A 23,822-nucleotide genomic window follows, 5' to 3' on the forward strand; every position below is an offset into this window, starting at 1 on the left:
CCAGTCCGCCCTGGAGGCTCCCGTGTCAGATCCGTTGTCCCGTCGTACCTTCCTGGCCGCGAGCGGTGGGTTGCTGGCCAGTGTGAGCCTGCCGGTCGCCGGAGCAGAGGCCGCCGAGCCGACCGCGCCCAGGCCGACCGCGCCCAAGACCGACCTCGCGAAGTACCGGCCGGTGCGGGCGTCGTCGAGCGCGTACGCCGCGACGCCGCCGGAGTTCGCCGTCGACGGGCTGGCGGTACCGGGTGTGCGGGGATCAGGCTGGCGGGCAGCGGGCGCCGATCCGCAGTGGCTGGTCGTGGACCTGCAGGCGAAGTGCAAGGTCGAGTCGGTGCGGCTGACCTTCGAGGCGACGTCCAGTGACCCGGCCTTCGACTTCTCCGGCGGGAATCCGTACGGGAACACGACCGGTCAGGAACTGCTCTCGAGCTCACCGCTGGACTTCCGGGTCGACACTTCGACCGACGGTTCCTCGTGGCGGACGGTCTATCAGGCGAGCGACAGTACTGGTGGCACTGTCGACGTCACACTGGACAGTCCGATCACTGCGCAGTACGTGCGACTCACCGCGAGCCGCCAGGCGAACACGAACGCCCTTGGACTCAACGGTTTCCAGGTCTACGGTACGGCGACCTCAGCGCGCCCGGCCGTGACCGGGTGGACCGATTGGGGCAAGCACGCGGACCGCCCGCCGGCGTTGACCAAGGCGGCCGACGGGACGTTCCCGATCGAGTCCGGGTGGACGCTGACCATGGACGCCTTTCTCGATATGGATGGCGCCGGTACGGCGGATGGCGCCGTACTGGCTGATGCGCAGAAGGACACGTCAGGCTGGCTGCCGGCCGTCGTACCGGGGACCGTGCTCGGATCGCTCGTGGAGGAAGGGCATTTCCCGGATCCGGTCGAGGGGATGAACAACCTCGAGATCCCGGAGGCGCTGAGCCGGCACGTGTGGTGGTATCACCGGAAGTTCGATCGCCCGGCGGGATCGGGGACGCGGGCCTGGCTCGAGTTCGACGGGATCAACCACCAGGCGGATGTGTGGCTGAACGGGGTCTCGGTCGGCACGGTGAAGCATCCGTTTGCTCGCGTGGCGCTGGATGTGACGGCAGCGTTGAAGGCGAAGAACGGGCTCGCGGTGAAGATCACGCCGATGCCGCACCCCGGATCCGCTGGTGACAAAGGCGATGCGGGACAAGCGTTCGTGCAGGCGGCGACCTTGTACCTGGACTCGCCGACGTTGCTCTCGGCATCTGGTTGGGACTGGATGCCCGCGGTCCGCGACCGCGCGGCCGGGATCTGGAACCACGTCCGGATCCGCTACACGGGCGACGCCGTACTGGGCGATGCGCGGGTGGTGACGAAGGTTCCTGGCACTGATCGCGCCACCGTCACGGTCAGTGTGCCGGTGCGAAATGCGTCCACCAGTGCGAGAACGGTCGTCGTGAAGGTGGCCTTCGACGGGCATTCGGCGAGTAAGACGGTCACGTTGGCCGCCGGTGCAAGCGCGAACATTGCCTTCGACACCGTTGCCGTCGACAACCCGAAGCTCTGGTGGCCCAACGGGTACGGCGATCCCGCGCTGCACACGTTGACGGTCAGCGCGACCGTCGGCAGCACGGTGAGCGACAGTCGCACGACGACCTTCGGCATCCGGGAGTTCGGGTACGACTACGAGATCCCGATCAAGATCGACCCGGCGACCAACAGCGCACGGCAGACCGTCACCATCGCGAAGCAGACCGCGCGTTACCTCAGGATCCAGGGTCGGCGCCGGGCGACCGGGTGGGGCTACTCCCTGTGGACGTTGGCGATCAAGGACAGCGCGAACCCATCGGTGGACCTCGCGAGATCCGGTACGGCGACCGCCTCGTCCGATGACGGGAGCCCGGCGGCGAACGCGATCGACGGCAACGACGGGAGTCGCTGGTCGTCGGCGTACAACGACAACGAGTGGATCCAGGTCGACCTCGGGACTGCGAAGGCCTTCGACCAGGTCGAGCTGCTGTGGGAGACGGCGTACGCGTCGCTGTTCGAGATCCAGGTATCCGACGACGGCAACGAGTGGCGCAAGGTGCAGGAGGTCAACAACGCGCCGGTGCCGCTGAAGATCAGCGTGAACGGCGTCCGGATCTTCTGCCGGGGTGGCAACTGGGGCTGGGACGAGCTGCTGCGCCGGATGCCCGAGGAGAAGATGCGCGCGGTGATCGGTATGCACCGCGACATGAACTTCACGATGATCCGGAACTGGATCGGGTCGAGTACCCGCGAGGAGTTCTACCAGGCCTGCGACGAGAACGGCATCCTGGTCTGGAACGACTTCTGGGAGGCGGGTCCGTTCACGGACAACCTGCCCGGGTACGTCGAGATCGCGCGCGACACGATCGTCCGGTACCGGACCCATCCGTGCATCGTGATCTGGTGCGGGGCCAACGAGCAGCACCCGCCGGCGGCGATCGACGCCGGGATCGCCGCGGCCGTGCGGGAGGAGGACGACGAGATCCTCTACCTGCCGGACTCGGCGGCCGGGTTCGTGTCCGGGCACGGGCCGTACTACTGGGTCGACCCGGCCAAGTACTTCGACGCGAACACCTATGACACCTTCAACTTCGGCTTCCACACCGAGATCGGGATGCCCACGATCCCGGTCGTCGAGAGCATGCAGAACCTCGTCGGCGAGGACGACGCGGGCTGGCCGATCGGTACGCCGTGGTATCACCACGACTGGTCGACGCACGGGAACCAGCACCCGGAGACGTATCTCGGGGCGATCGACGAGCGGCTCGGGTCGTCGAGCGGGCTGGAGGAGTTCACCCGCAAGGCGCAGTTCGTGAACTACGAGAACATGCGGGCGATGTTCGAGGCGTGGAACGCGAACCTGTGGACGGATGCCTCCGCATTGCTGTTGTGGATGTCGCATCCTGCCTGGCATTCGACCGTGTGGCAGACCTACGACTACGACATGGATGTGAACGGCAGCTACTACGGTGCCCGCAAGGGCTGCGAGGCGATTCACGTCCAGGCGAACCAGACCGACTGGACCACGGTCGTCCTCAATCACACGATCAAGCCGTTGGCCGCGACGGTGACCGCCGAGCTCTACGACCTGAACGGCGTCCGCCTCGGAGCGCAGAACCAGTCGATCACCGTTGCTGCTAGCAACAAGTCCGAAGGGTTCAAGGTTGCCTTCGGTGCCGATCTGCCGGCACTGCATCTGCTCCGTCTCAAGCTGACCGATGCCGCCGGCAAGGTTCTCTCCGAGAACACCTACTGGCGCTACCGCAAACCGACCGACGTCCAGCGCCTCAACACCTTGCCGAAGGTCAAACTCGACGTACGGACAACCGCCGGACGCGGCAAACTCACCGCCACCATCCGCAACACCGGCAAGTCAGTAGCTGCCCTCACCCGGCTGTCCCTCCGAGACCGTGCAGGCAACCGAGTCCTCCCAGCCGTCTACTCGGACAACTACTTCTGGCTGCTCCCCGGAGAGTCCCGCACCATCACCGTCACCACGCCCAGCTCGGCCTCCAGCCTGAAGCTGGAAGCCGAGCCGTACAACAACTGAATCAGTAGGAGCGGGCGACGAACGCGGTCAGACCGCGTTCGTTGTCCTCCACCGGGAGGGTGCCGTCCGCTCGCTGCAGGCAGCGGACGGTGATGGCGGACTGCGCCAGGCGGTCTTCGCCTTCCTCGCCGACGGCGTCGTACGGGAGGCTGGCCCAGCCGGTGGCCGCGGCTTCTACCGCCTCGTCGACGGTGGTGACCGCAGTGGTCCGGGCGGCGTGGCGGGCGACCGCCTCGTCGTGCAGCCAGGTCTGGTCGGCCGCTAAGGACTCGACGACAGTGGACGCCACATCCGCGAGGTTGACGGTCGACTTGGCTGACGCGCGCAATCGCCGTACGACGGTTGCCACGCCCGAGGACAGGTCGCGCGGACCGATCTCGATCCGGACCGGCACACCCTTGAGCTCCCAGTTGACCGCCCGTCGGCCGAAGGGTTGGTCGGTGCGGTTGTCGAGATGAACCCGTACGCCGGCCGCCCGCAGATCGTCGGCGAGCTGACCAGCCGCCTCGAGAGTCTCGTCTTTGACAGCCAGTACGACGACCTGCGTGGGAGCCGCGATCGGGGGCAGCCGGAGTCCGGCGTCGTCGCCGTGCACCATGATCAGCCCACCGAGCATCCGGGTCGAACTGCCCCAGGATGTGGTCCACGCCAGCTCACGCTGTCCCGCGCGGGACAGGTAACCGATGTCGAAGGCACGCGCGAAGTTCTGCCCGAGCTCGTGCGACGTCCCCATCTGGAGCGCCTTGCCGTCACCCGTCATCGCCTCGAGTGCGATCGTGTTCACCGCACCGGCGAACCGTTCCCGCCGCGTCTTCCGGCCGACCACGACCGGAATCCCGAGCACGTTCACGATGACGTCGCGATACACCTCGATCGCGATCCGGGTCGCATAAGCGCGCGCTTCGGCAGCCGAGACATGCGCCGTATGCCCTTCCTGCCAAAGGAATTCGGTCGTCCGCAGGAAGGTCCGGGGCCGCAGCTCCCAGCGGACGACGTTCGCCCATTGGTTCAGGAGCAGGGGCAGATCGCGGTAGCTCTGGATCCACTTCGCCATCGACTCACCGATGATCGTCTCCGACGTCGGCCGGATCACGGCGGGCTCCTCGAGCTGCTTGCCGCCGGCGTGCGTGACGACGGCGAGCTCGGGGCTGAAACCCTCGACGTGCTCGGCCTCCCGCTGGAGGTAGCTCTCCGGGATCAGCAACGGGAAGTAGGCGTTCTCCGCACCGGCTTCCTTGATCCGCCGGTCCATTGCCGCCTGCAACAGTTCCCAGATCCCGTAGGCGTACGGTCGGATGATCATGGTGCCCCGCACCGGCCCGCTGTCGGCGAGCTCTGCTTTGGCAATCACATCCTGGTACCACCGGGGGAAGTCCGTCGCCTGCGCGGCAAGCACGGATCTGTTCGCTGTCATGCTCGCCAGTGTAGGAACGTTTCCCCGAACCGGGCCACGCATTTGTCTACCCGTACAGCCGCCGATACTCCGCTGCCGCTCCGGGGTGCAAGGGGATTGGGTTGGTGACGACCAGGGACTGCAGATTGAGGTACTGCGCCCCGACCGCGGCCGGCGGTACCAGCAGCCGAGCCTGCCGGGCCAACGTATTCGTCACCGCGCGCCCAACAGCGGTCGGCAGGTCCGGTCGGCACAGCAGGAGATTGGGGATGCCCAGTACGGCGACCGCGGTGCGCGCCTGGTAGACCCCAGCCGGGACGAGCACATCCTGGTAGACAGATCCATAGGTACGGCGAAGTGGAGCGAGCCAAGCGCCAAGTGGAAGCAGCCGAATCGGGACCCGGCGACTGAGCTTGTCGAGCGTCGTGGTCGGGACCCCTCCGGACCAGAACATCGCGGCGACCTGACGATCCGCCAGCGCGGTCGCAGCCTTCTCCAGCGGTAGGTGGTTCTGCTGACAGTTCACCCGCGCGGCCGTGAGCAGCCGAGCCGTGGTGACGGCCGCCCCGGAACCACCCGCGCCCGCGGAGATCGTCGTACCGGCTAGGTCGTTGAGGGATTTGTACGGGCTGTCCGCACGCACCACGCACTGCAGGTAGTTCTCGTAGACACGGCCGAGCGCGCGCAGGTCGGGGCCCGACGGGATGGCATCCGTGAGGCTGAGAGCCAGATCGGTTTCCCGCGCGGCGAGCAGCCGCAGGTTGTCCGTACTCCCACCGGTCTCGCGAACCACCACCTCCCGAGCAACCCCAGCCACCCGCAGCTGGATCGCCAGCAACTGCGCGAACTCCAGATAGAACCCACCCACCTCACCCGCCGCGATCGTCAACCGCTCGACCGCCGGCCCCCGATTGCAGGAGGTAAGAGGAATCGCCGCAGCTCCCAGCAGAACCGCCCGGCGAGAGATCAACATGTTGCCTCAGGCAAGTGGAGGGTGGCGGTGAGGCCGTGGGGGTGGGTTGGGGAGAGCGTGAGGGTGCCACCGATGGCGACGGCGGTTTGGTCGGCGATGGCTAGGCCCAGGCCGGTGCCCAAGGTCGAGGTGACACCGCCGCGCCAGAAGCGTTGGGTTGCGACGGGCAGGTCCGCAGCGGGGATGCCAGGACCATCGTCAGACATCTGTACGACGATGCCGTCGTCGACCCGGTTTGAGGAGACGACGACGGTTGCACCGGGGCCGGCGTACTTGATGGCGTTGTCGAGGAGGACGCCGACCAGTTGGCCGAGATCGTGTTCGTCGGCCAAAGCGACGAGCCCGGGGACCGTGTGCAGTTCGAGAGTGATGCCGTCCGCGGTCGGTTGCCAGGTGTCCACCTCCTCCTGCAGAACGGCCTCCACCAGACAGGTTGCTGTGGTCGGCGTACGGAGACCGTCGATGATGCGACTCTCGATCGCCGCCAGCTTCAGCAACCCGGCCAGCACGTCCTCCAGTCGCGTCAGATCATGCTGCACATGGGTGATCCCAGGGCTCGAAGGATCCAGTGCATCCACCCGCAACCGCAAGGAAGCCAACGGATTCCGGAGCTGATGGGAGGAGTCGGCAACCATCTGCCGCTGAACGTCGATCGACCGCTGAACCGTTGCCCCCATCACCTCAACCGCCCGCGCCAACCGCCGCAGCTCAGGCGGTCCACTCGCCTCCAGCGACTGATTCCACCCACCCGATCGCCCCAGCTCCACGACCGCGTCCTCCAGTTGCCCCACCGGCCGGATCACCCAGCGCGCGGCCTTGGACGCCATGAACAGCAATAACAACTGGGCGGCCACCGCGGCCGCGCAGATGATCGCCCACGACCGCCGTACGTCGCCAATCGCCGACCCCGCATCGACCGCCAGCACCACCGCACCCGCTGACTCTTGCGGCGACCCGACCGGTGCCGCGATGAGCGTCCGCGCAGCAGTCCAAGGCCGCAGAGTGTCGATCGTCAACTGCGGTAGATCCCGGGCGGCCAACTCCGCGACCGCGCCCACCCCCGGCGACGACATCGACATCCCACCGGTGGACACCATCACCTGGCCGGAAGCGTTGGTGATCAGCACAGCCTCGTCGTACAGCTCCTCGTGGCGGGACGCCTCCAGCTGCACGCCGCTGTAGTCGCCGGAGGCCGCAGCCTGCCCGGCCAACCCCGCAAACCGATCCAGCGAGGCGTTCCGGGCAAGCTGCAAACCCTGGGTCCGAGTGTCGGAAACCGAGTCCAGGAACGGAATCACCAGCGCCGCGAGCAGGACGAACGAGACGACCGCGAGGACGCCCATCAACCGGGCTCTCATGGTTCGAGCCGATAGCCGAACCGCCGGATCGTGGTGATCACCGGCCGCCCGAGCTTCCCGCGCAACTGATGCAGATGGACGTCCAGCGCCTTCGACTTGGTGACGAACGCATCGCCCCACACCTCGTCCTGGATCGCTTCCCGGCTCACCGCCGTACCGGCCCGGCGAGCCAGCGCGGCGAGGACGTCGAACTCGATCGGCGTCAGGTGGATCTCCGAACCGTCGAGTGTCACCGACCGCAGCCCGAAGTCGATCCGCAGCCCGCCTGCCTCGTACGTCGTACCGTCCGGCGCCGACCGTCGGTACCGGCGAGCCGAGGCCTCGATCCGGGCCAGCAGTTCGGCCAGCCGGACCGGCTTGGTCAGGTAATCGTCCGCGCCGAGCCGCAGCGCAAGAACCACCGAGCGTTCGTCGTCACGGGCGGTCAGCACGATCACCACCACGTCGTCGACCCGGCGGAGCTTGCGCAGGACCTCCAGACCGTCGATGTCCGGCAGGCCCAGGTCGAGCAGGATGACCTGGGCCTCGGCGTGCCGGAGCAGGACGTCTTCGCCGCGGCTGACGAGCGTGACCTGGTGACCGTTGGCGCTCAGCACATCCTGGAGGGACCGACCTAGTGCCTCGTCGTCCTCGGCGATGAGTGTGCGCATTGGGTCATTGTGCCGTTGGCGTCCGCGGTCGGCTCACCGGGCGCGCGCTGGAGTGTTGCGCCTGCATGCGACCGCGGGTCTCGGTCATGGTCAGGTAGACGATCAGGCTGATCAGCGCACAGCCGGCGACGTAGTAGTAGAACGAGGACTCGTGGCCGGCGTTCTTGAGCCACAGCGCGACGTACTCCGCCGTACCGCCGAAGATCGCCACCGTGACGCCGTACGGCATGCCGACGCCGAGTGCGCGGATCGCCGTCGGGAACAGCTCGGCCTTCACGATCGCGTTGATCGAGGTGTACCCGCTGACGATCACGAGTCCGGCCAGCATCAGCAGGAACGCCGTCACCGGGGTCGCATCCTCCAGGGCGGTCAGGATGGGCACGGTGAGCAGCGTCGTACCGACGCCGAAGAAGATCAGCAGTGGCCGCCGCCCGATCTTGTCCGACAGCAGACCGCCGACCGGTTGCAGCAGCACGAAGATCAGCAGGGCGAAGAAGTTGATCCAGGTGACCTGCGACTTCTCCAGGCCGGTCGTGTTCACCATGAACTTCTGCAGGTACGTCGTGAACGTGTAGAACGCGACCGTGCCACCGAGCGTCAGTCCGACCACCGTGAGCACCGCACGCGGGTGCCGGGCCAGCTCACGTAGCGAGCCCTGCTGGAACCGGCGGTTCTTCGGCTGCGCCTCGAACTCCGCGGACTCGTCCATCGAGCGCCGCAGCCAGAACACGATGACCGCCGCCACGGCGCCGATCACGAACGGGATCCGCCAGCCCCAGGTCGCCAGGTCGTCCTTCGACAGCGTCTGCTGCAACACGATCTGTACGGCGAGCGCCACCAGCTGACCGGATGCCAGCGTCACGTACTGGAAGCTGGAGAAGAACCCGCGCCGGCTCTCGGTCGCGACCTCCGACATGTACGTCGCGGAGGTCCCGTACTCACCACCGACGGACAGACCCTGCAGCAACCGTGCTGTCACCAGCAGCAGGGGCGCGGCGATCCCGATGGTGGCGTAACCCGGCGTACAGGCAATCACCAGTGAGCCCGTCGCCATCAGCGTGACCGAGAGCGTGAGCGCGGCCCGCCGGCCGTGCCGATCGGCGTACCGGCCGAGCAGGAAGCTGCCCACCGGCCGCATCAGGAACCCGACCGCGAACACCCCGGCGGTGTTCAGGAGCTGGCTGGTCGCATCGCCCTTGGGGAAGAACACCGGGGCGAAGTACAGCGCGAACGCCGTGTAGACGTACCAGTCGTACCACTCGACCAGATTGCCGAGTGAACCTTTGAAGATATTGCTGACGACCCGTCGTGTTTCCACGATGCCTCCTCCGAACGTGAGTTGCCGCCACTCTCCGGGTCGGAGAAAGTGGCGGCAACCACACTCACGGCATCCTTAACGCGCCTTAATCAAGATCGGGGCGGTGGGGCGGGGAAGGTCTTCAGATGGCGGTCAGCGCGTCGTTCCAGGTCTTCGACGGGCGCATGATCGCGGCCGCCTTGGCCGGGTCCGGCTGGTAGTAGCCGCCGAGGTCGACCGGCGACCCCTGGACCGCGATCAGCTCGTCGACGATCGTCTGCTGGTTGGCGTCGAGCGCCTCGGCCAGCTTGGTGAACTCCGCCGCGAGCTCGGTGTCGTCGGTCTGCTGGGCCAGCTCCTGCGCCCAGTACAGGGACAGGAAGAAGTGGCTGCCGCGGTTGTCGATGCCGCCGACGCGACGGGTCGGCGACTTGTCCTCGTTCAGGAAGGTCGCGGTGGCCCGGTCGAGGGTGTCGGCGAGGATCTGCGCCTTGGCGTTGCCGGTCGCCTGGGCCAGGTGCTCGAAGCTCGCGGCCAGCGCGAAGAACTCGCCCAGGCTGTCCCAACGCAGGTAGTTCTCCTTGACCAGCTGCTGCACGTGCTTCGGCGCCGAACCGCCCGCGCCGGTCTCGAACAGACCGCCGCCGGCCATCAGCGGTACGACGGACAGCATCTTCGCGCTGGTGCCCAGCTCGAGGATCGGGAACAGGTCGGTCAGGTAGTCACGCAGCACGTTGCCGGTCACCGAGATGGTGTTCTCGCCGCGGCGGATCCGCTCCAGCGACAGCTTGATCGCCTCCACCGGCGCCAGGATCTTCAGGTCCAGGCCCTCGGTGTCGTGCTCGGTCAGGTACCGGTTGACCTTGTCGATGATCTGAGCGTCGTGCGCGCGGGTCTCGTCCAGCCAGAACACGGCCGGGTCGCCGGTCGCCCGGGCCCGGGTCACGGCCAGCTTCACCCAGTCGCGGATCGGGTCGTCCTTGGTCTGGCAGGCGCGGAAGATGTCCCCGACCTCGACGTCCTGCTCCAGTACGACGGTGCCCTCGCCGTCGACCAGGCGGACGACGCCCGCGGCGGCGACCTCGAAGGTCTTGTCGTGCGAGCCGTACTCCTCGGCCTTCTGGGCCATCAGGCCGACGTTCGGCACCGAGCCCATGGTGGCCGGGTCGAACGCGCCGTGCTCACGGCAGTCGTCCAGGACGACCTGGTAGATGCCCGCGTAGCTGCTGTCCGGCAGTACGGCGAGGGTGTCGGCCTCTGCGCCGTCCGGGCCCCACATGTGGCCCGAGCTGCGGATCATGGCCGGCATCGAGGCGTCCACGATCACGTCGGACGGCACGTGCAGGTTGGTGATGCCCTTATCCGAGTCGACCATCGCGAGCTTCGGGCCGTCAGCGAGCTCCGCGTCGAAGGACGCCTTGATCGCGTCACCCTCGGGCAGGTTGGCCAGCCCGGCGAGGATGCCGCCGAGACCGTCGTTCGGGCTGAGACCGGCCTTGGCCAGCGTCTCGCCGTACTGGCTGAAGGTCTTCGGGAAGAAGGCGCGGACCGCGTGGCCGAAGACGATCGGGTCGGAGACCTTCATCATCGTGGCCTTCAGATGCAGCGAGAACAGGACGTCGTCCGTCTTCGCCTGGGCGACCTTGGCGGTCAGGAACTCGCGCAGCGCGGCCACGTGCATGACCGAGGAGTCCACTACCTCACCGGCGAGCACCGGAACGGTTTCGCGCAGCACGGTCGTCGTGCCGTCGGCGGCGACGTGCTCGATCCGCAGCGCGCCGTCGGCCTCGATCACCGTGGACTTCTCGGTGGAGCGGAAGTCGTTCTCGCCCATCGTGGCGACGTTGGTCTTGGAGTCCGAGCTCCAGGCGCCCATCCGGTGCGGGTGCGTCTTGGCGTAGTTCTTCACCGAAGCAGGGGCGCGGCGGTCCGAGTTACCCTCGCGCAGCACCGGGTTGACGGCCGAACCCTTGACCTTGTCGTAGCGGGCCTGGATCTCCCGCTCCTCGTCGGTCTTCGGCTCGTCCGGGTAGTCCGGCAGCGCGTAGCCCTGGGCCTGCAGTTCGGCGACCGCGGCCTTCAGCTGCGGGATCGAGGCGGAGACGTTCGGCAGCTTGATGATGTTGGCTTCCGGCGTCTTGGCCAGTTCCCCGAGCTCGGCCAGCGCGTCGGGGATCCGCTGGTCCTCCTTCAGGTACTCACCGAACAGCGCGATGATCCGGCCCGCCAGCGAGATGTCGCGGGTCTCGACCCCGACACCGGCCTGCCCGGCGTACGCCTGGATCACGGGAAGGAACGAGTACGTCGCCAATGCGGGCGCCTCGTCGGTGTGGGTGTAGATGATCGTCGAGTCAGTCACAGGCCCCACCTTAGTAGGCGCCTAGGCCGGGCCCGGCGTCACGTGGGGAGGCTCACTCTGCCTGCTGACCGTGGTTGGGCGGGTTGGGGGTCAGCTAACTAGCACAGCTCGTCTGGGTGGGTGAGCTTGATTCCGGCGGCCTGGGTGACCGCGGTGGCGAAAGTCAGGGTGTCGATGGGGGAGGAGGCGGCCACGGTGGCGCCGGTCAGGGCGGACAGGCCCTTCGTCCCGTCCCAGGTGCAGTCCACGAAGAGCGCGCCGGCGGCCTTGACCTGGGAGAACTCCGCCCCGCTCAGATCACACCGCCGCAAGACCGCCCCGGACAGATCCGCCGAGACGAAGTCCGCGTTCTGCAGCCGGCAGTCCGCGAACTCGACCTTCTGGAACTTCGCGAACCGGAACGACGCGTAGTCGAGCAGGCTGTCCTGCACGGTCGTGTGCTGCAGGCTGATCCCCGGCCCGGCGAACCCGGTCATCCGCGACGAGACGATCGCCACCCGGGTGACCGCCGCGTCGGACCACCGGGCATTGGCCACATCGCAGTTCAGCAGCTCGGTGTCGACCAGGATCAGCTTCTCCAGGTCCGACCCGGCCAGCTTGCTCCGCGTCAGCCGGCACCCGCTGATCTCCAGGTGCTCAGCCTCCAGATCGCTCAGATCCACCTCGCCGAGCGCCAGATCGAGCAGCCGCGTCTCGTCCTCGATCTCCTCGGGCAGCACGGAGTCCAACTGAGCACGAAGCCGAGGTACGGCGATCTTCCGGGAAACCATGGGAGGACCGTAGCCCCACCCACCGACAGGTTCAGACGGTGCGGAGGGAGTGGGCGGCGGCGCCGATGAGGGCGGCGTGCTCGGTGTCGGGGGTGGCGACCACCTCGAAGGGGAAGACGTCGTGGACGAGGTCGAAGGCACCGGAGATGGAGCCGCCGAGGACTGTGCGGGTGACTTGGAAGCGGTCGATCCAGGGAGTCAGAGCCTCAGCGAGTACGGCGAATCCGGCGCGGAGGGACTCGGATGCGGCTCGCTCACCGCTGCGGGCGCGGTCGGCGATCTCCTTCACGCCGATCCCGGGCTCGTCCGAGCCGGTCCGAGCGAAGTACCGCTGCAGCAAGGCCCGGCCGGAGATCGAGTCCTCCAGCGGGCGACCGTCGTACTCGGTCAGGTAGAGCTCACCGCCCGGCGGCACGGTTCCGCCCTCACGAACCACGTGACCGTCGGCGAGGAACGCCGTACCGATGCCGGTTCCGACGGTGACGCCGACGGAGCGCTCGACGTCGCGCGTCAGCCCAGCGGTCCACTCACCGACTGCGAAGGCCTCGGCGTCGTTCACGAAGACGAGCCGGGCGAGGCCGAGCTCGGTGCGCAATGCCTCGCCGAGCGGGTATCCGTAGAGTGCGTCGAACTTGGTCTGACCCTGGTACCAGCCGACGCCGGTGGCGTAGTCGAACGGCCCGGGAATCGCGATCGCCAGCCCCTCGACAGTCGGCAGCTTCCGGGCGGCGTCGGCGAGTTGCTGGACCACCGCTTCGGCCGCCTGCTGCGACGCCAGATCGATCCGCTTCACCACCTCGACCCGCCACCCGTCCGGCGCGACCACTGCCGCCGTGACGTGACTTCCCCCGACCTCCAGAACCGGCACATGCATGCCGACATCATCCATGACATCGGATGTCTGACGCGATCAGCACCACGGCGTGGAGCGTAGAATGCGCGCCGTGAGTACAGCTGCCCCGGACGTCATCACGAGCGTGACGAACGCGCGGGTCAAGCATCTCGTCGCGCTGCGGCGCCGTCGTACCAGGGATGCCGAGGACGTCTGCCTGATCGAGGGGTACGACGAACTCAGCCACGCGGTCGCCGCCGGCGTCGTACCGCACGAGGTCTACCTCTGCCCGGCCCTGATCGAGGACGACCCGCTCGACCTCGCGGCCCGGCTGGCCGCGATCGCGCCGGTCTTCCACCTCAGCCAGCCCGCCTTCGAGAAGGCTGCCTACCGCACCGGCCCTGATGGTTGGCTCGCGCTCGCGCCGGGAGTCGAGTCTGCCCTCGAGGATCTCGAGCTGGGCCCGAACCCGCTCGTCATCGTCTGCGGAAGTGTGGAGAAGCCGGGCAACCTCGGTTCGATCCTGCGGACCGCGGACGCCGCCGGAGCGACGGCCGTCGTCTCGGTCGACCCCGTCACCGACTGGGGCAATCCCAACATCATCCGGGCGAGCAAAGGGGCCTTGTTCTCGGTCCCGGTCGCCTCAGCCAGTACGGCGGAATTCCTCGCCTGGGCGCGGTCCAACGAGCTGTCGATGGTGGCGACCACGCCTGCCGCGACCGACTACGTCACCGATCTGGACCTGTCCGGACCGACCGCGATCCTGGTCGGGGCCGAGCATGAGGGACTCTCGGACGAGTTGCTGACCGGCGCGGACCGGACCGCCAAGCTCCCGATGTACGGCCGCGTCGACTCACTCAACGTCGGGGTCAGCGCAGCCATCACCGTCTACGAGGCAGTCCGCCAACGACGCGTCACCACTGGCCGAAGCTGATCCGGTAGCCGTTCGGGGCGAATCCGGCGGTGGTGACCTGGGGCTTGTCGCCGGGCCACGGTGCCGGTTGGACCACCCGGACGGCCCAGTACGTCCCGACGACCTTGGCCTCACTGGCGGTGCCCTTCGCAGCGGCGATGTCGAGGTTGTGGAGGTTCATCGGGAGCGCGCTGCGGCTGTCGTTGCCGACGGCAACCAGGACGGTCCGGCCGTCCTCACCATAGCTCCGGCCGAACACCGTGACCACGCTGCTCTTCTTGTCGACCGGGGTCACCCGGACGACGATCCCGTTGTGCTGAGCGAGCGCGAGCTCGCCGGTCGGCTGCTTCGGCTGCGTCACGCAGAAGGCGACCTGGTCCGGGTCGGCCGGGTCGCGGCGCAAGGACGCAGAGCCGTTGGCGTCGATCAGCGTGACGATCTCGGGCCAGGTCCACGAGACCTTGCCCAGCCGCCGGCCGGCGGACGTGTCGCACTGCTTGTAGGCGTCCTGCGATCGCGTCGGCAGACCGGCGACCGGGGTGTCCCGCTGCTTCGGCAGGACCAGGATCGCGCCGGCCACCAGTACGACGAGCGCGGTCAGCACCGTCGTACCGGCGGTGAGCTTGCGGACGCGGCTACGCCGGCGGCCGGCGGCCAGGATCGCGGCCGGATCGGGCGTGAAGTAGTGGTCGGGGCGATCGCTCACCTGGTCCAACAGCGTCTTGAGCTCACGGGTCATGTCTGCCTCCCAACCCCGGCGAGTTCGGAGAAATGGGCCAGGGCGGGATTGGCGCGCAGCTTTTCCAGTGCACGCATGGTCTGGCTCTTGACTGTTCCGGGACGACAGTCGAGGGCCAGGGCGGTCTCTTCGACGGACAGTTCGTCGAAGTACCGCAGGACGACGCACGCACGCTGGCGTGCCGGGAGGGCGGCGAGGGCCTGGGTGATCACGAGCCGGTCCTCCAGTACGGCGAGCGGGTCGGCGCTGTCCGGTTCACCCGCGAAGTAGGTTTCACCACCGACCACCTCCTGACTGGATTTGCGCCGCAGACCGTCCATGGTGGTTGAGACGACCACCTTGCGGGCGTAGGCGCCGACGCTGCCCTTGCGCTGGATCCGGCTCCAGATCCGGTACAACCGGATCAGTGCTTCCTGGGTCGCGTCCTCGGCTCGTCGCCAATCCCCACACAGTAGGTAAGAGGTTCGGCACAGAGCGTTAGCCTGGTGGGTCACGAAATCGACGTAATCCTGTTCATCGGTTGGTTTCATCCCCAGGTCTCCCCACCCACACAGCTCTGAACGTGGTGGCCGCACTCACCGGTTGCACGATGCGGCACACTTTCTTTCGTGGCTCATTTCATGGTCGACGGCGTGCGGGTCAGTTACCACGTTTTCGGGTCTGGACCAGTCTGTATTGCCCATTCGGGCGGACCTGGGATCCACTGGCCGTACCTGCGGATGCCGTGGCTCGAGGACCAGCTGACGATGGTGTACATCGAGCCGGTCGGGACCGGGAGCTCCGATCTCCTGCCGGGTGGCGACTACTCGATGGAGGTCTACGCCTCCTTCGTCGACAAGCTGGCCGAGCACCTCGGGGAACCGAAGGTGTTCGTGCTCGGGCATTCGCACGGCGGGTTCGTCGCGCTGCAGACCGCGCTGGACTTCCCGGACCGGCTGCGTGGGGTGATCGTCTACGACTCGATGGCGTACAACGGGCCGGAGCTCGGCGCGCAGGCGTTCGCCAACCTCGAGAAGTACGTCGCCGCCCGGCCGGAAGGTGATCCGCTGGCCGCCGGGGTGCTGGCGGCCTGGAACTCGTCACCGGAAGGGCATGACGAGGAGCTCGAGATGCTCGGGCGGCTGCTTCCGGTCTACTTCAAGGACTTCGAGGCGATCGACCCGTCGATCACCGAGTGGAAGAAGCTGGTCGACCTCACCGTCGATCCGAACCGCCAGGGCGACCAGTGGGACGTCCGCCCGCGGTTGGGCGAGATCGCCGTACCGACGCTGGTGATCGTCGGGGTCGCGGACTTCATCTGCCCACTGAACTCGGCGCGTGAACTGGCCGCGGGGATCCCCGGCGCGGAGCTCGTCGTACTGGAGCAGAGCGGTCACTTCGGTCACATCGAGGAGCCGGAGGTCTTCCGCGACGCGGTGCTGAAATTCGCCGCCACGCACTGAGGGGAACCGCATCTCTGGCTGAATCGTAGAGTTGTTTCGATAGGCCAGTGAGGAGGACACGTGCGCGCGGAAGCCGGTACGACGTCCGCGGTCGCGGCGCTGAGCGTCGTCGTCGCGGCAGTCGGGCATGTGCTGGCGGGTGGCGGTCCGGTTCCGCTGGCGCTGGTCGCGCCGTTGCTCGGGCTGATGGGCGTCTGCTGGTTGCTCGGTGAGTACCTGGCGGATGAGCCAGTGCTCGTCGTGTTTGTGCTGGCCGGTGTGCAGCTGTTCGTGCACGTGACGCTCGATGCGGCGCACGCTGATCACTCGATGGCGATGTCATCCGGGGTGGGCCCCAGTGTGCTGATGACGTTCACGCACTTGGCCGCGCTGGGGCTTGGGGTGCTGGCGGTTGGGCGTGCGCATGAGTGGGGCCGGCGGGTCGCCGGGATCCTCGCGCGGTTGTGGCCGGTGGTGCCGTCGATCACGGTCGTTCGGCCGCTGAGCGCCGTACTGGTTGCTGGTGAGGCTGCGCCGCGGATCGTCCGGCGGTGGGTCGGATCGAACGTGTCGAGGCGGGGACCGCCGGTCGTGGGAGTGGGCCCAGTGCTGCTCTGACCGGCCGCGTCGCATCGCGGTCGGGTTCATCCCGTGTGACCGCGAAAGGTTCTCACTGTCATGTCCAAGAAGCTCTTCCTGCGAGCCGGCGCGATTGCCGCCGCGTCCACGCTCGTGCTGGCCGGTGCGGCCGGCTCCGCCTCCGCCCATGTCACCGTGTCTTCGCCCGACGCCAAGCCCGGTGGGTACGCGAAGCTCATCTTCCGGGTGCCGACCGAGTCCGACGACACGTTGACCACCAAGCTCGTCGTCTCGCTGCCCAAGGACACTCCGTTCGCGCACGTCGGTGCGCAGGTCAAGGACGGCTGGAAGGTCGAGAAGACCACCGAGAAACTCGCCGCCCCGGTGAAGGTCGGCGATGTCACCCTGTCCGAGGCAATCACCTCGGTGACGTGGACCGCCTTGAAGGGCGGGATTCCGGCGAACGATTTCGACGAGTTCGCACTGTCGGTCGGGCGGTTGCCGGACAAGGTGGATTCGCTCAGCTTCCCGGCCGTCCAGACCTACAGCGACGGCGAGGTCGTCAAGTGGGACGCGGCTCCGCCGGCCTCCGGTGGTGAGGAGCCGGAGCACCCTGCTCCTACTCTGAAGCTGGCCGCCGCGATCGTCCCGGTCGCTGCAACCACCAATGAGGACAAGGACTCATCCGATCCGCTGGCCCGCATTCTCGGTGGTGCCGGTCTGCTGCTCGGCCTGATCGGTCTGGGCCTCGGCCTCCGCAAGCCGGCTGCGAAGGTGCAGTCGTAATCGTGCGTCGCCTTCTTGCTCTCGTCGTCGTGTCGCTGCTGGCCCTGGTGCTCACCACCGGGCCGGCGGCGGCACACGCCAAACTCGAGTCGATGACTCCCGCCGACGGTTCCACCATGCCCGCCCCACCCAGCAAGGTCGTCCTGACCTTCAACGAACCCGTGGGCAGCAACGGCACCCAGATCCAGGTGAAGTCTCCGGCCGGCGTCAACGTTGCCACCGGCAACCCCCAGGTCCTCGACAACACCGTCACCCAACCCGTCGGCGCCATGATCGAAACCGGCCGCTACCAAGTAGAAGCCCGCATCGTCTCCGCCGACGGCCACCCCATCACCGTCACCAGCGCCTTCACCATCACCCACGCCGGCCACGCCCCCGGCGCACCCCCCGTCGACCCCACCACCCCCCAACCGGCCGAGAACTCCAACATCGTCACGATCGTCGCCATGTTCCTGATCATGCTCGTCGTCGTAGCCCTCGCCATAGTCATCGTCCGCCGCCGCCCCACCACCAAATGAACATCCCCATAGAACCTCAACCTGGTGAGGAGACTCGCGACGTGCGTCTGGGCGGAGAGGCGGTGCGGGCGGGAGCACCCGACGACCACCACTCGCACCAGCCCGCCACGCCCTCCGAGCCCACCACGCCACCTCAGCCGGCCACGCTCTCCGAGCCCGCCACGTCACCTCAGCCGGCCACGCTCTCCGAGCCCACCACCTCGCGCCAGCCCGCCGGGCCTACCACGTCACCTCAGCCCGGTGAGCAGGCTTCTGCGACGACCCCTCCTACACATGTGCCTTTGGACGGAGAGACGGTGCGGGCGCCATCGCGTGGTGCCGGCGGAAGGTTGGTCGCCGGAGGGATTGCGGCGGTCGTCGTACTGGTGGTGGCTTTGGTGGTTGGGGGAGGAGCGCCGCAACGTCAGCCTGACGGGTTGATCGGGGCTGGATTGCCTTTGTCCTGGGCGGTTCCGGTGCTTAGGCTGATTGCTGATGGGGGAGCGATTGTGGTCGGGGGCGGGTTGCTCGTGGCCGGGTGGTTGCTTCCGGCAAGTGGTTTGCGGGCGGCTCAGGATGCTGCGATCGCGGCGGGGGTTTGGGCGCTGGCGAGTGTCGCCGGGCTGATCACCTCGGCGGCCGTCATCCTCGGGATCCCGTTGTCACACTTGGCCGAGCATGCGTCGATTGCCGGTGAGCTGACTCAGGTGCGAGCGCTCGCGGTCACCGTCGTCCTGACCGCCGTACTGGCTGTCGTGTTGAGCGGCGTCCGTACCGCCCGCGGCGCACGGATCGCGACCGGATTGGCCGCGCTCGCGTTGATCCCTCCACTCCTCACCGGTCACCAAGCGATCGAGCGCCCGAACTTCTGGTCGATCACCGCGACCGCCTCCCTGGTCATCCACGTCTTCGCGGCAACCGCGTGGATCGGCGGCCTCCTCGGCGTACTGCGTTATGCCCGCGACCGCATCGCCGTCGAACGCTTCAGCGCTCTCGCCCTCGGCTGCGCGATCGCGATCGGCCTCACCGGCCTGATCACCGCCGAGATCCACCTCGACGGGCGCGACGGCGGCTGGGGCCTGATCACGCAGTGGGTGACGACCCCGTACGGCGCTCTCGTGTTCGCCAAGGCGGTCGCGTTCGCCGTACTGGTGGTCATCGGCTACCGGCACCGCCAAGCGACCCTGCCGAAGCTCGTCACCGGCGACCCAGCCGCCTTCCGGCGTTTGGCGGCCGGAGAACTGGTGATCATGGCAGCCACGGTCGGTCTCGCGGTCGCCCTGTCGCGAACCCCATAGCGCGCGGAGTCGGTGATATGTCAACAGATGTCCGTACAATGGCCTCATGACGGAACCACGCTGGCTGGACGCGCGCGAAGCGCATCTGTGGCAGGCGTACCGTGACACGCAGCGTGAGTTGACCAGGGCCCTCGAGGCTCGGCTGATCAGCAACTCCGGTCTGTCCGGAGCCGATTACGCACTGCTGCACCCGCTGTCCACCGCCGAGGACGGCGTGCTGCGGACCCGCGATCTCGGCCGTTCGGTCGGGTGGGAGCGGAGCCGGCTGTCGCACCAGGTCAGCCGGATGGAGAAGCGTGGACTCGTCGCCCGCGAGGACTGCGCCGCCGACGCCCGTGGCTCGATGGTCCGACTGACCGACCTCGGCCGCAAGGCTGTCGAAGCGGCCGCCCCCGACCATGTCGATGCCGTCCGCACGTACTTCTTCGACCACCTCAGCGCGGCAGAGCAGCAGCAGCTCACCATCCTCTTCGAGCGCGTTCTCGGCGGAATCCCCTCCGCGGCCTGTCCGGCCGCCGAGTGTGACGACCCCGCCGTCGACTGCACCGAATAACCCCCTCAGCCTTCGCCGCCGGGGAGAGCTCCGTCACAGACGAGTTGACATGTCATCTCATCCGAGTATTTTGGTGATGCGTCACCAAAAGATACCGATCCCCTGTGAAGGAACACCTCATGCCCAAGATCGCGATCATCCTCGGCAGCACCCGCCCGGGCCGGAACGGCGAAGCCGTCGCCCACTGGGTCCTGGACCGCGCCAAGCAGCGCAGCGACGCCGAGTTCGAGCTGGTCGACATCGCCGAGTACCAGCTGCCGCACCTCGACGAGGCCATCCCGCCCGCGATGGGGCAGTACACCCAGCCGCACACCTTGGCCTGGGCCGAGAAGATCGCCTCGTTCGACGGCTTCGTCTTCGTCACCCCGGAGTACAACCACTCCACCTCCGGCGCGCTCAAGAACGCGATCGACTTCCTCTTCGCGGAGTGGAACGACAAGGCCGCCGGCTTCGTCAGCTACGGCTCCGTCGGCGGCGCCCGCGCGGTCGAGCACCTGCGCCTGGTGATGGCCGAGCTCAAGGTCGCCACGGTTCGCGCCCAGGTCACCCTCCCGCTGGCCACCGACTTCGAGAACTACTCGAAGTTCACCCCACTCCCGCACCAGGAGCCGGCCCTCGACGCCACCCTCGACCAGGTCATCAGCTGGTCCAACGCCCTCGCCACGGTCCGCACCCCCGCCGGGGTTTGATCTGCATTGAATTGAATGCTGCGAACCAGGGCGTGTGGGACCGTGAAGGGGCACGGAGGGAGTGCTCATGCGCAGAATCGCCGCCCTGGTTCTGGCAGGTTTCATCGGTACGTCGGCTCTGGTGGTCCCCGCGGGAGGTGTCGTGGCGACGGTCCGCAATCTCGCGGTCGGAGCGACGGCCACCGCGAGTGACAGCCTCACCAAGTTCGAGCCAGGTAAGGCGATCGACGGCAACAGCTCGACGTATTGGGCCGCCTCCAACGGTGCCAAGCCGAAGTGGTTGCGGGTCGACCTCGGCCGCGCCCGGCAGCTGACCTCGGTCGAGCAGAACTTCAAGGACGTCGACACGCACTCGTTCCTGATCGAGGGGAGCGTCGACGGGGCCGGCTGGACCGCCCTGCTGGATCGGCGGTCCGGCGCCCGCGGTCAGGTGTTCACGCAGCCTGTGGCCGGCACCTATCGGTACGTACGACTCACGATCACCGGCTCGGCCGCCGGCTACTGGGCCGGCAGCGCCGAGTTCGTCATCAACGGGTACGACGATGAGCCGCGGAACCTGGCGCGTGGGGTCTCGGCCACCTCTTCCTCGCTCGGCCCCGGTTACGAACCGTTCAAGGCGGTCGACGGCGACCCAGCGTCGTACTGGGGTGCGGAGACGTCGAGCATGCCGCAGTGGCTGATGCTTGACCTGGGCAACGATATCGCGGTCAGCCGGATCGAGCAGTCGTTCGTCGACAACGATCACTGGAAGTTCCGGATCGAGGGTTCGCGGGACAAGAGCAGCTGGCAAACCCTGATGGACAAGGACGAAACCGGTCGCGTCTTCGGGCAGGACGTCAGCGGCACCTATCGCTACATCAAGCTGACTGTGCTCAGTAGTGGCGCCGGCCATTGGGCATGCAGTCAGGAGCTCAAGGTCTTCGGCTCCGGTGAACCCGTGACGACGAAGTGGTGGGAGAGCCGCTCGGGGGTGATGCGGTACTACCCGATCTGGCAGAACCTTCGCCTCGACACGATCACCGCCCAGCTCGATACGCTCAAAGCGCGCGGCTTCCGAGCGATCGAACTCTCCCCGGTGAACGACGGCGATCGCGACCTGTGGGCCGGCCTACCGGTAATGAACCTTTACACGATCGATCCCGAGATCGGCACCATGCAAGACTTCGAGGAGCTGATCGCGGCCGCCCATGCACGCGATCTCAAGGTCACGATCTTCACGAATCCCGGGTACGCGTCGATCAACTCGCCGTACTTCCAGAAGGCGCAGGACGACTTCCGGAACGGCGTACAGAGTCTTGAGCGGTCGTGGTTCGACATCCGCAAGCAGCCGGGGGAGTATCCGGAGCTGTGGCATTACAGTGCGCGCGCCCAGGGCTACTACTGGGGGACTTGGGACGCGAAGGCGCCGTCGTTCAACTACTCGAGCCAGACCTGGCTGGATGAGGCGCGCAAGGTTCTGAGGTTCTGGATGGACAAGGGCGTCGACGGGATCGCGCTCGATGCGCCGAACGTCTACCACACCACAACTGTTGCCAAGAACAACTATGCGATCACCGACGTGCTGCGCAACTACGACGCCTTCATGAACGGCGAAGGTGTGCGGGCGCCGGAGTTCATCTACGACTGGCACTACAACAGCCTGCAGGACTACGACATCACGCAGTGGGCGGTCCCGCCGGGCCAGGGTTCGAGCGCGATCCTGTCGGCGATCGACTCCGGTGATCCGAGCGGTCTCGAGAACACCCTGAAGAACTACCGCGACCTGATGGTGAACGCCGGCGGCATCACCCAGACCGCCCCGAACTGGGGCCGCACCAACTACCCGGTCGACCGCCGCCTGCTGGAGATCGCGATGCTCACCTCGATGGGCACACTCTTCTACCTGCACAACGACTACTACACGATCCTCCCCGACGAGCAAGAGATCCCGAACTTGCCGGCCGCCCAACGCGCCACCCTGGACAAACTGATGCGCGCCCAGAACGCCTCTCCGGCGCTGGCGCCGCTCGGCCTGCGCGTCCGGATCCCGACGAACGACGACCACAAGTTCTACGCGTACAAGCGGCTGAACAAATCCGGTACGGCGAAGGCGCTGGTGCTGCTCAACTTCCAGGGCACCCCGCAGACGGTGTCGGTCGATCTGACCGGGACCGGGATCGCGGTCCCCCAGACCCCGACGGACCTCGTCGAGTCCCAATCAGGCCCGCCGATCACCGGTACGACGTACCAGGTCCAACTGCCGGCGTACGGCTTCAAGGTGTTGTCCGTCCAGTAGCCCCGTCGCCGCACTGAACCGGCCGGTCACGAACGCGCTGGTTGCCCGCCGCTGCGGCCGATTGACGGGTGGTGGGCGTGGGATTGGGGTGGCAGCTACTTCGCCGCACCGGACCGGCCGGGTACGTACGCGGTGGCTGGTCGCCGCTGCGGCCGATTCACGGGTAGTGGGTGGTAGGCGTGGGGCTGGGTTTGGGGTGGCGGCTACTTCGCCGCACCGGACCGGCCGGTTACGTACGTGGTGGCTGGTCGCCGCTGCGGCCGATTTACAGTGGCGGGTGGCTGAGGTGGGCGCGGGGTTGAGGGGGATGGTTCGGTTGGCGATCGCGTTGGCCGTCGTCTGTGGCTGACGGGCTTCGGTTGCGGTCGGTGCCGCGGGTCGCGTTCGCGTGCACGTTGCCTGGGGTCCGCGGCCACCTAACGTCCGAAAACCCGGAGACGGGCCCTCCGGTCCTTCGGACGTTATGCGCGGCACCTCGTTAACGTCCGAAAACCCGGAGACGGGCCCTCCGGTCGTTCGGACGTTATGTGCGGCACCTCGTTAACGTCCGAAGATCCGGAGGCGGGCTCTCCGGTCGTTCGGACGTTATGCGCGGCACCTCTTTAACGTCCGAAGATCCGGAGGCGGGCCCTCCGGTCGTTCGGACGTTGGGGGTGGGGTTGGGCGGCGGTGCGGACTGGGTGAGTGGTTCTGCCCGTCGGCTCCGGTTGGTTGCTTGCCGATGCCGCTGGACGGGTGATTGCCGGGGGAGGTGGGGAGCATTGCCTGTCGGTTTGGGTTTGTGCTGTGAAGGGAGATGTCGGACAGTCGGTGAAGGGACATGTCGGACAGTGCGTGTGTTAGGTCGAGGGTAGGGGTTTGGTGGGGCGGCGGTT

The 23,822-nt window shown here is 67.3% G+C and carries 20 protein-coding genes; 10 read left to right on the top strand and 10 right to left on the bottom strand.

Annotated elements, in window-relative coordinates:
* Positions 1–22: 22 nt before the first annotated feature.
* Positions 23–3,565 (top strand): discoidin domain-containing protein, encoded by a 3,543-nt coding sequence (locus ACIA49_RS12120; protein ID WP_396377145.1) that lies wholly within the window; start codon positions 23–25, stop codon positions 3,563–3,565.
* A 1-nt stretch (position 3,566) separates the two neighbouring features.
* Here ACIA49_RS12120 and proS read toward each other — a convergent pair whose 3' ends face one another.
* From proS to ACIA49_RS12160, 8 genes are all read right to left on the bottom strand, one after another.
* Positions 3,567–4,979 carry a proline--tRNA ligase gene (gene proS / locus ACIA49_RS12125; RefSeq protein WP_396377146.1) on the bottom strand — a complete coding sequence of 471 codons (1,413 nt, stop codon included), beginning with the start codon at positions 4,977–4,979 and terminating at the stop codon, positions 3,567–3,569.
* Between the two features lie 46 nt (positions 4,980–5,025).
* Positions 5,026–5,931 carry a TAXI family TRAP transporter solute-binding subunit gene (locus ACIA49_RS12130; protein ID WP_396377147.1) on the bottom strand — a complete coding sequence of 302 codons (906 nt, stop codon included), beginning with the start codon at positions 5,929–5,931 and terminating at the stop codon, positions 5,026–5,028.
* A complete protein-coding gene (locus ACIA49_RS12135; RefSeq protein WP_396377148.1) occupies positions 5,925–7,289 on the bottom strand; it encodes an ATP-binding protein in 1,365 nt (454 codons plus the stop codon). Before ACIA49_RS12135 ends, ACIA49_RS12130 begins: the two co-directional genes overlap by 7 nt.
* A complete protein-coding gene (locus ACIA49_RS12140; protein ID WP_391548900.1) occupies positions 7,286–7,939 on the bottom strand; it encodes a response regulator transcription factor in 654 nt (217 codons plus the stop codon). Before ACIA49_RS12140 ends, ACIA49_RS12135 begins: the two co-directional genes overlap by 4 nt.
* A 4-nt stretch (positions 7,940–7,943) precedes the next feature.
* Positions 7,944–9,257, bottom strand: coding sequence for an MFS transporter (locus ACIA49_RS12145; RefSeq protein ID WP_396377149.1), 1,314 nt, complete (start codon positions 9,255–9,257; stop codon positions 7,944–7,946).
* 121 nt (positions 9,258–9,378) lie between these two features.
* Positions 9,379–11,595, bottom strand: coding sequence for an NADP-dependent isocitrate dehydrogenase (locus ACIA49_RS12150; protein WP_396377150.1), 2,217 nt, complete (start codon positions 11,593–11,595; stop codon positions 9,379–9,381).
* 98 nt (positions 11,596–11,693) lie between these two features.
* Positions 11,694–12,365, bottom strand: a complete 672-nt coding sequence (locus tag ACIA49_RS12155; protein WP_396377151.1) for a pentapeptide repeat-containing protein — start codon at positions 12,363–12,365, stop codon at positions 11,694–11,696.
* Positions 12,366–12,396: 31 nt separating this feature from the next.
* Positions 12,397–13,239 (bottom strand): ROK family protein, encoded by an 843-nt coding sequence (locus tag ACIA49_RS12160; RefSeq protein WP_396377152.1) that lies wholly within the window; start codon positions 13,237–13,239, stop codon positions 12,397–12,399.
* 70 nt (positions 13,240–13,309) lie between these two features.
* On the opposite strand from ACIA49_RS12160, the gene ACIA49_RS12165 reads away from it, so the two are divergent.
* Positions 13,310–14,131: a TrmH family RNA methyltransferase gene (locus ACIA49_RS12165; RefSeq protein WP_396377153.1), complete on the top strand. Its 822-nt coding sequence runs from the start codon at positions 13,310–13,312 to the stop codon at positions 14,129–14,131.
* Here ACIA49_RS12165 and ACIA49_RS12170 read toward each other — a convergent pair.
* Together ACIA49_RS12170 and ACIA49_RS12175 are read right to left on the bottom strand one after the other, a co-directional pair.
* Positions 14,112–14,849 (bottom strand): hypothetical protein, encoded by a 738-nt coding sequence (locus tag ACIA49_RS12170; protein WP_396377154.1) that lies wholly within the window; start codon positions 14,847–14,849, stop codon positions 14,112–14,114. The genes ACIA49_RS12165 and ACIA49_RS12170 overlap by 20 nt on opposite strands.
* Entirely contained in the window at positions 14,846–15,379 is a 534-nt protein-coding gene (locus tag ACIA49_RS12175; RefSeq protein WP_396377155.1) for a SigE family RNA polymerase sigma factor, read from the bottom strand. The genes ACIA49_RS12170 and ACIA49_RS12175 overlap by 4 nt, the downstream gene beginning before the upstream one ends.
* A gap of 78 nt (positions 15,380–15,457) precedes the next feature.
* Between ACIA49_RS12175 and ACIA49_RS12180 the strand changes: the two genes are divergently transcribed.
* The 8 genes from ACIA49_RS12180 to ACIA49_RS12215 all read left to right on the top strand — a co-directional run bounded on the left by ACIA49_RS12180 (position 15,458) and on the right by ACIA49_RS12215 (position 22,947).
* The gene (locus ACIA49_RS12180; protein ID WP_396377156.1) at positions 15,458–16,291 is read left to right on the top strand and encodes an alpha/beta fold hydrolase; all 834 of its coding nucleotides are present in this window, start codon (positions 15,458–15,460) and stop codon (positions 16,289–16,291) included.
* Between the two features lie 60 nt (positions 16,292–16,351).
* Positions 16,352–16,888, top strand: a complete 537-nt coding sequence (locus ACIA49_RS12185; protein WP_396377157.1) for a hypothetical protein — start codon at positions 16,352–16,354, stop codon at positions 16,886–16,888.
* 60 nt (positions 16,889–16,948) lie between these two features.
* On the top strand, positions 16,949–17,635 hold the full coding sequence (locus ACIA49_RS12190) for a YcnI family protein (RefSeq protein ID WP_396377158.1): 687 nt from the start codon (positions 16,949–16,951) through the stop codon (positions 17,633–17,635).
* 2 nt (positions 17,636–17,637) lie between these two features.
* The gene (locus tag ACIA49_RS12195; protein ID WP_396377159.1) at positions 17,638–18,153 is read left to right on the top strand and encodes a copper resistance protein CopC; all 516 of its coding nucleotides are present in this window, start codon (positions 17,638–17,640) and stop codon (positions 18,151–18,153) included.
* A gap of 488 nt (positions 18,154–18,641) precedes the next feature.
* Positions 18,642–19,430, top strand: coding sequence for a copper resistance D family protein (locus ACIA49_RS12200; RefSeq protein WP_396377160.1), 789 nt, complete (start codon positions 18,642–18,644; stop codon positions 19,428–19,430).
* Between the two features lie 46 nt (positions 19,431–19,476).
* Positions 19,477–19,983: a MarR family winged helix-turn-helix transcriptional regulator gene (locus ACIA49_RS12205; RefSeq protein WP_396377161.1), complete on the top strand. Its 507-nt coding sequence runs from the start codon at positions 19,477–19,479 to the stop codon at positions 19,981–19,983.
* A 119-nt stretch (positions 19,984–20,102) separates the two neighbouring features.
* Entirely contained in the window at positions 20,103–20,672 is a 570-nt protein-coding gene (locus ACIA49_RS12210) for an NADPH-dependent FMN reductase (protein ID WP_396377162.1), read from the top strand.
* 67 nt (positions 20,673–20,739) lie between these two features.
* Positions 20,740–22,947 (top strand): discoidin domain-containing protein, encoded by a 2,208-nt coding sequence (locus tag ACIA49_RS12215; protein WP_396377163.1) that lies wholly within the window; start codon positions 20,740–20,742, stop codon positions 22,945–22,947.
* The last annotated feature ends 875 nt before the right edge of the window (positions 22,948–23,822 follow it).

Source organism: Kribbella sp. NPDC051587, from assembly GCF_044453945.1.
Taxonomy (GTDB): Bacteria; Actinomycetota; Actinomycetes; order Propionibacteriales; family Kribbellaceae; genus Kribbella.

Bases quoted from the DNA above. Each gene is read 5' to 3' on its own strand.
- ACIA49_RS12140 (WP_391548900.1), bottom strand. From the start codon at position 7,939: ATGCGCACACTCATCGCCGAGGACGACGAGGCACTAGGTCGGTCCCTC.
- ACIA49_RS12135 (WP_396377148.1), bottom strand. From the start codon at position 7,289: ATGAGAGCCCGGTTGATGGGCGTCCTCGCGGTCGTCTCGTTCGTCCTG.
- ACIA49_RS12170 (WP_396377154.1), bottom strand. From the start codon at position 14,849: ATGACCCGTGAGCTCAAGACGCTGTTGGACCAGGTGAGCGATCGCCCC.
- ACIA49_RS12160 (WP_396377152.1), bottom strand. From the start codon at position 13,239: ATGCATGTGCCGGTTCTGGAGGTCGGGGGAAGTCACGTCACGGCGGCA.
- ACIA49_RS12190 (WP_396377158.1), top strand. From the start codon at position 16,949: ATGTCCAAGAAGCTCTTCCTGCGAGCCGGCGCGATTGCCGCCGCGTCC.
- proS (WP_396377146.1), bottom strand. From the start codon at position 4,979: ATGACAGCGAACAGATCCGTGCTTGCCGCGCAGGCGACGGACTTCCCC.
- ACIA49_RS12155 (WP_396377151.1), bottom strand. From the start codon at position 12,365: ATGGTTTCCCGGAAGATCGCCGTACCTCGGCTTCGTGCTCAGTTGGAC.
- ACIA49_RS12130 (WP_396377147.1), bottom strand. From the start codon at position 5,931: ATGTTGATCTCTCGCCGGGCGGTTCTGCTGGGAGCTGCGGCGATTCCT.
- ACIA49_RS12210 (WP_396377162.1), top strand. From the start codon at position 20,103: ATGCCCAAGATCGCGATCATCCTCGGCAGCACCCGCCCGGGCCGGAAC.
- ACIA49_RS12215 (WP_396377163.1), top strand. From the start codon at position 20,740: ATGCGCAGAATCGCCGCCCTGGTTCTGGCAGGTTTCATCGGTACGTCG.
- ACIA49_RS12205 (WP_396377161.1), top strand. From the start codon at position 19,477: ATGACGGAACCACGCTGGCTGGACGCGCGCGAAGCGCATCTGTGGCAG.
- ACIA49_RS12175 (WP_396377155.1), bottom strand. From the start codon at position 15,379: ATGAAACCAACCGATGAACAGGATTACGTCGATTTCGTGACCCACCAG.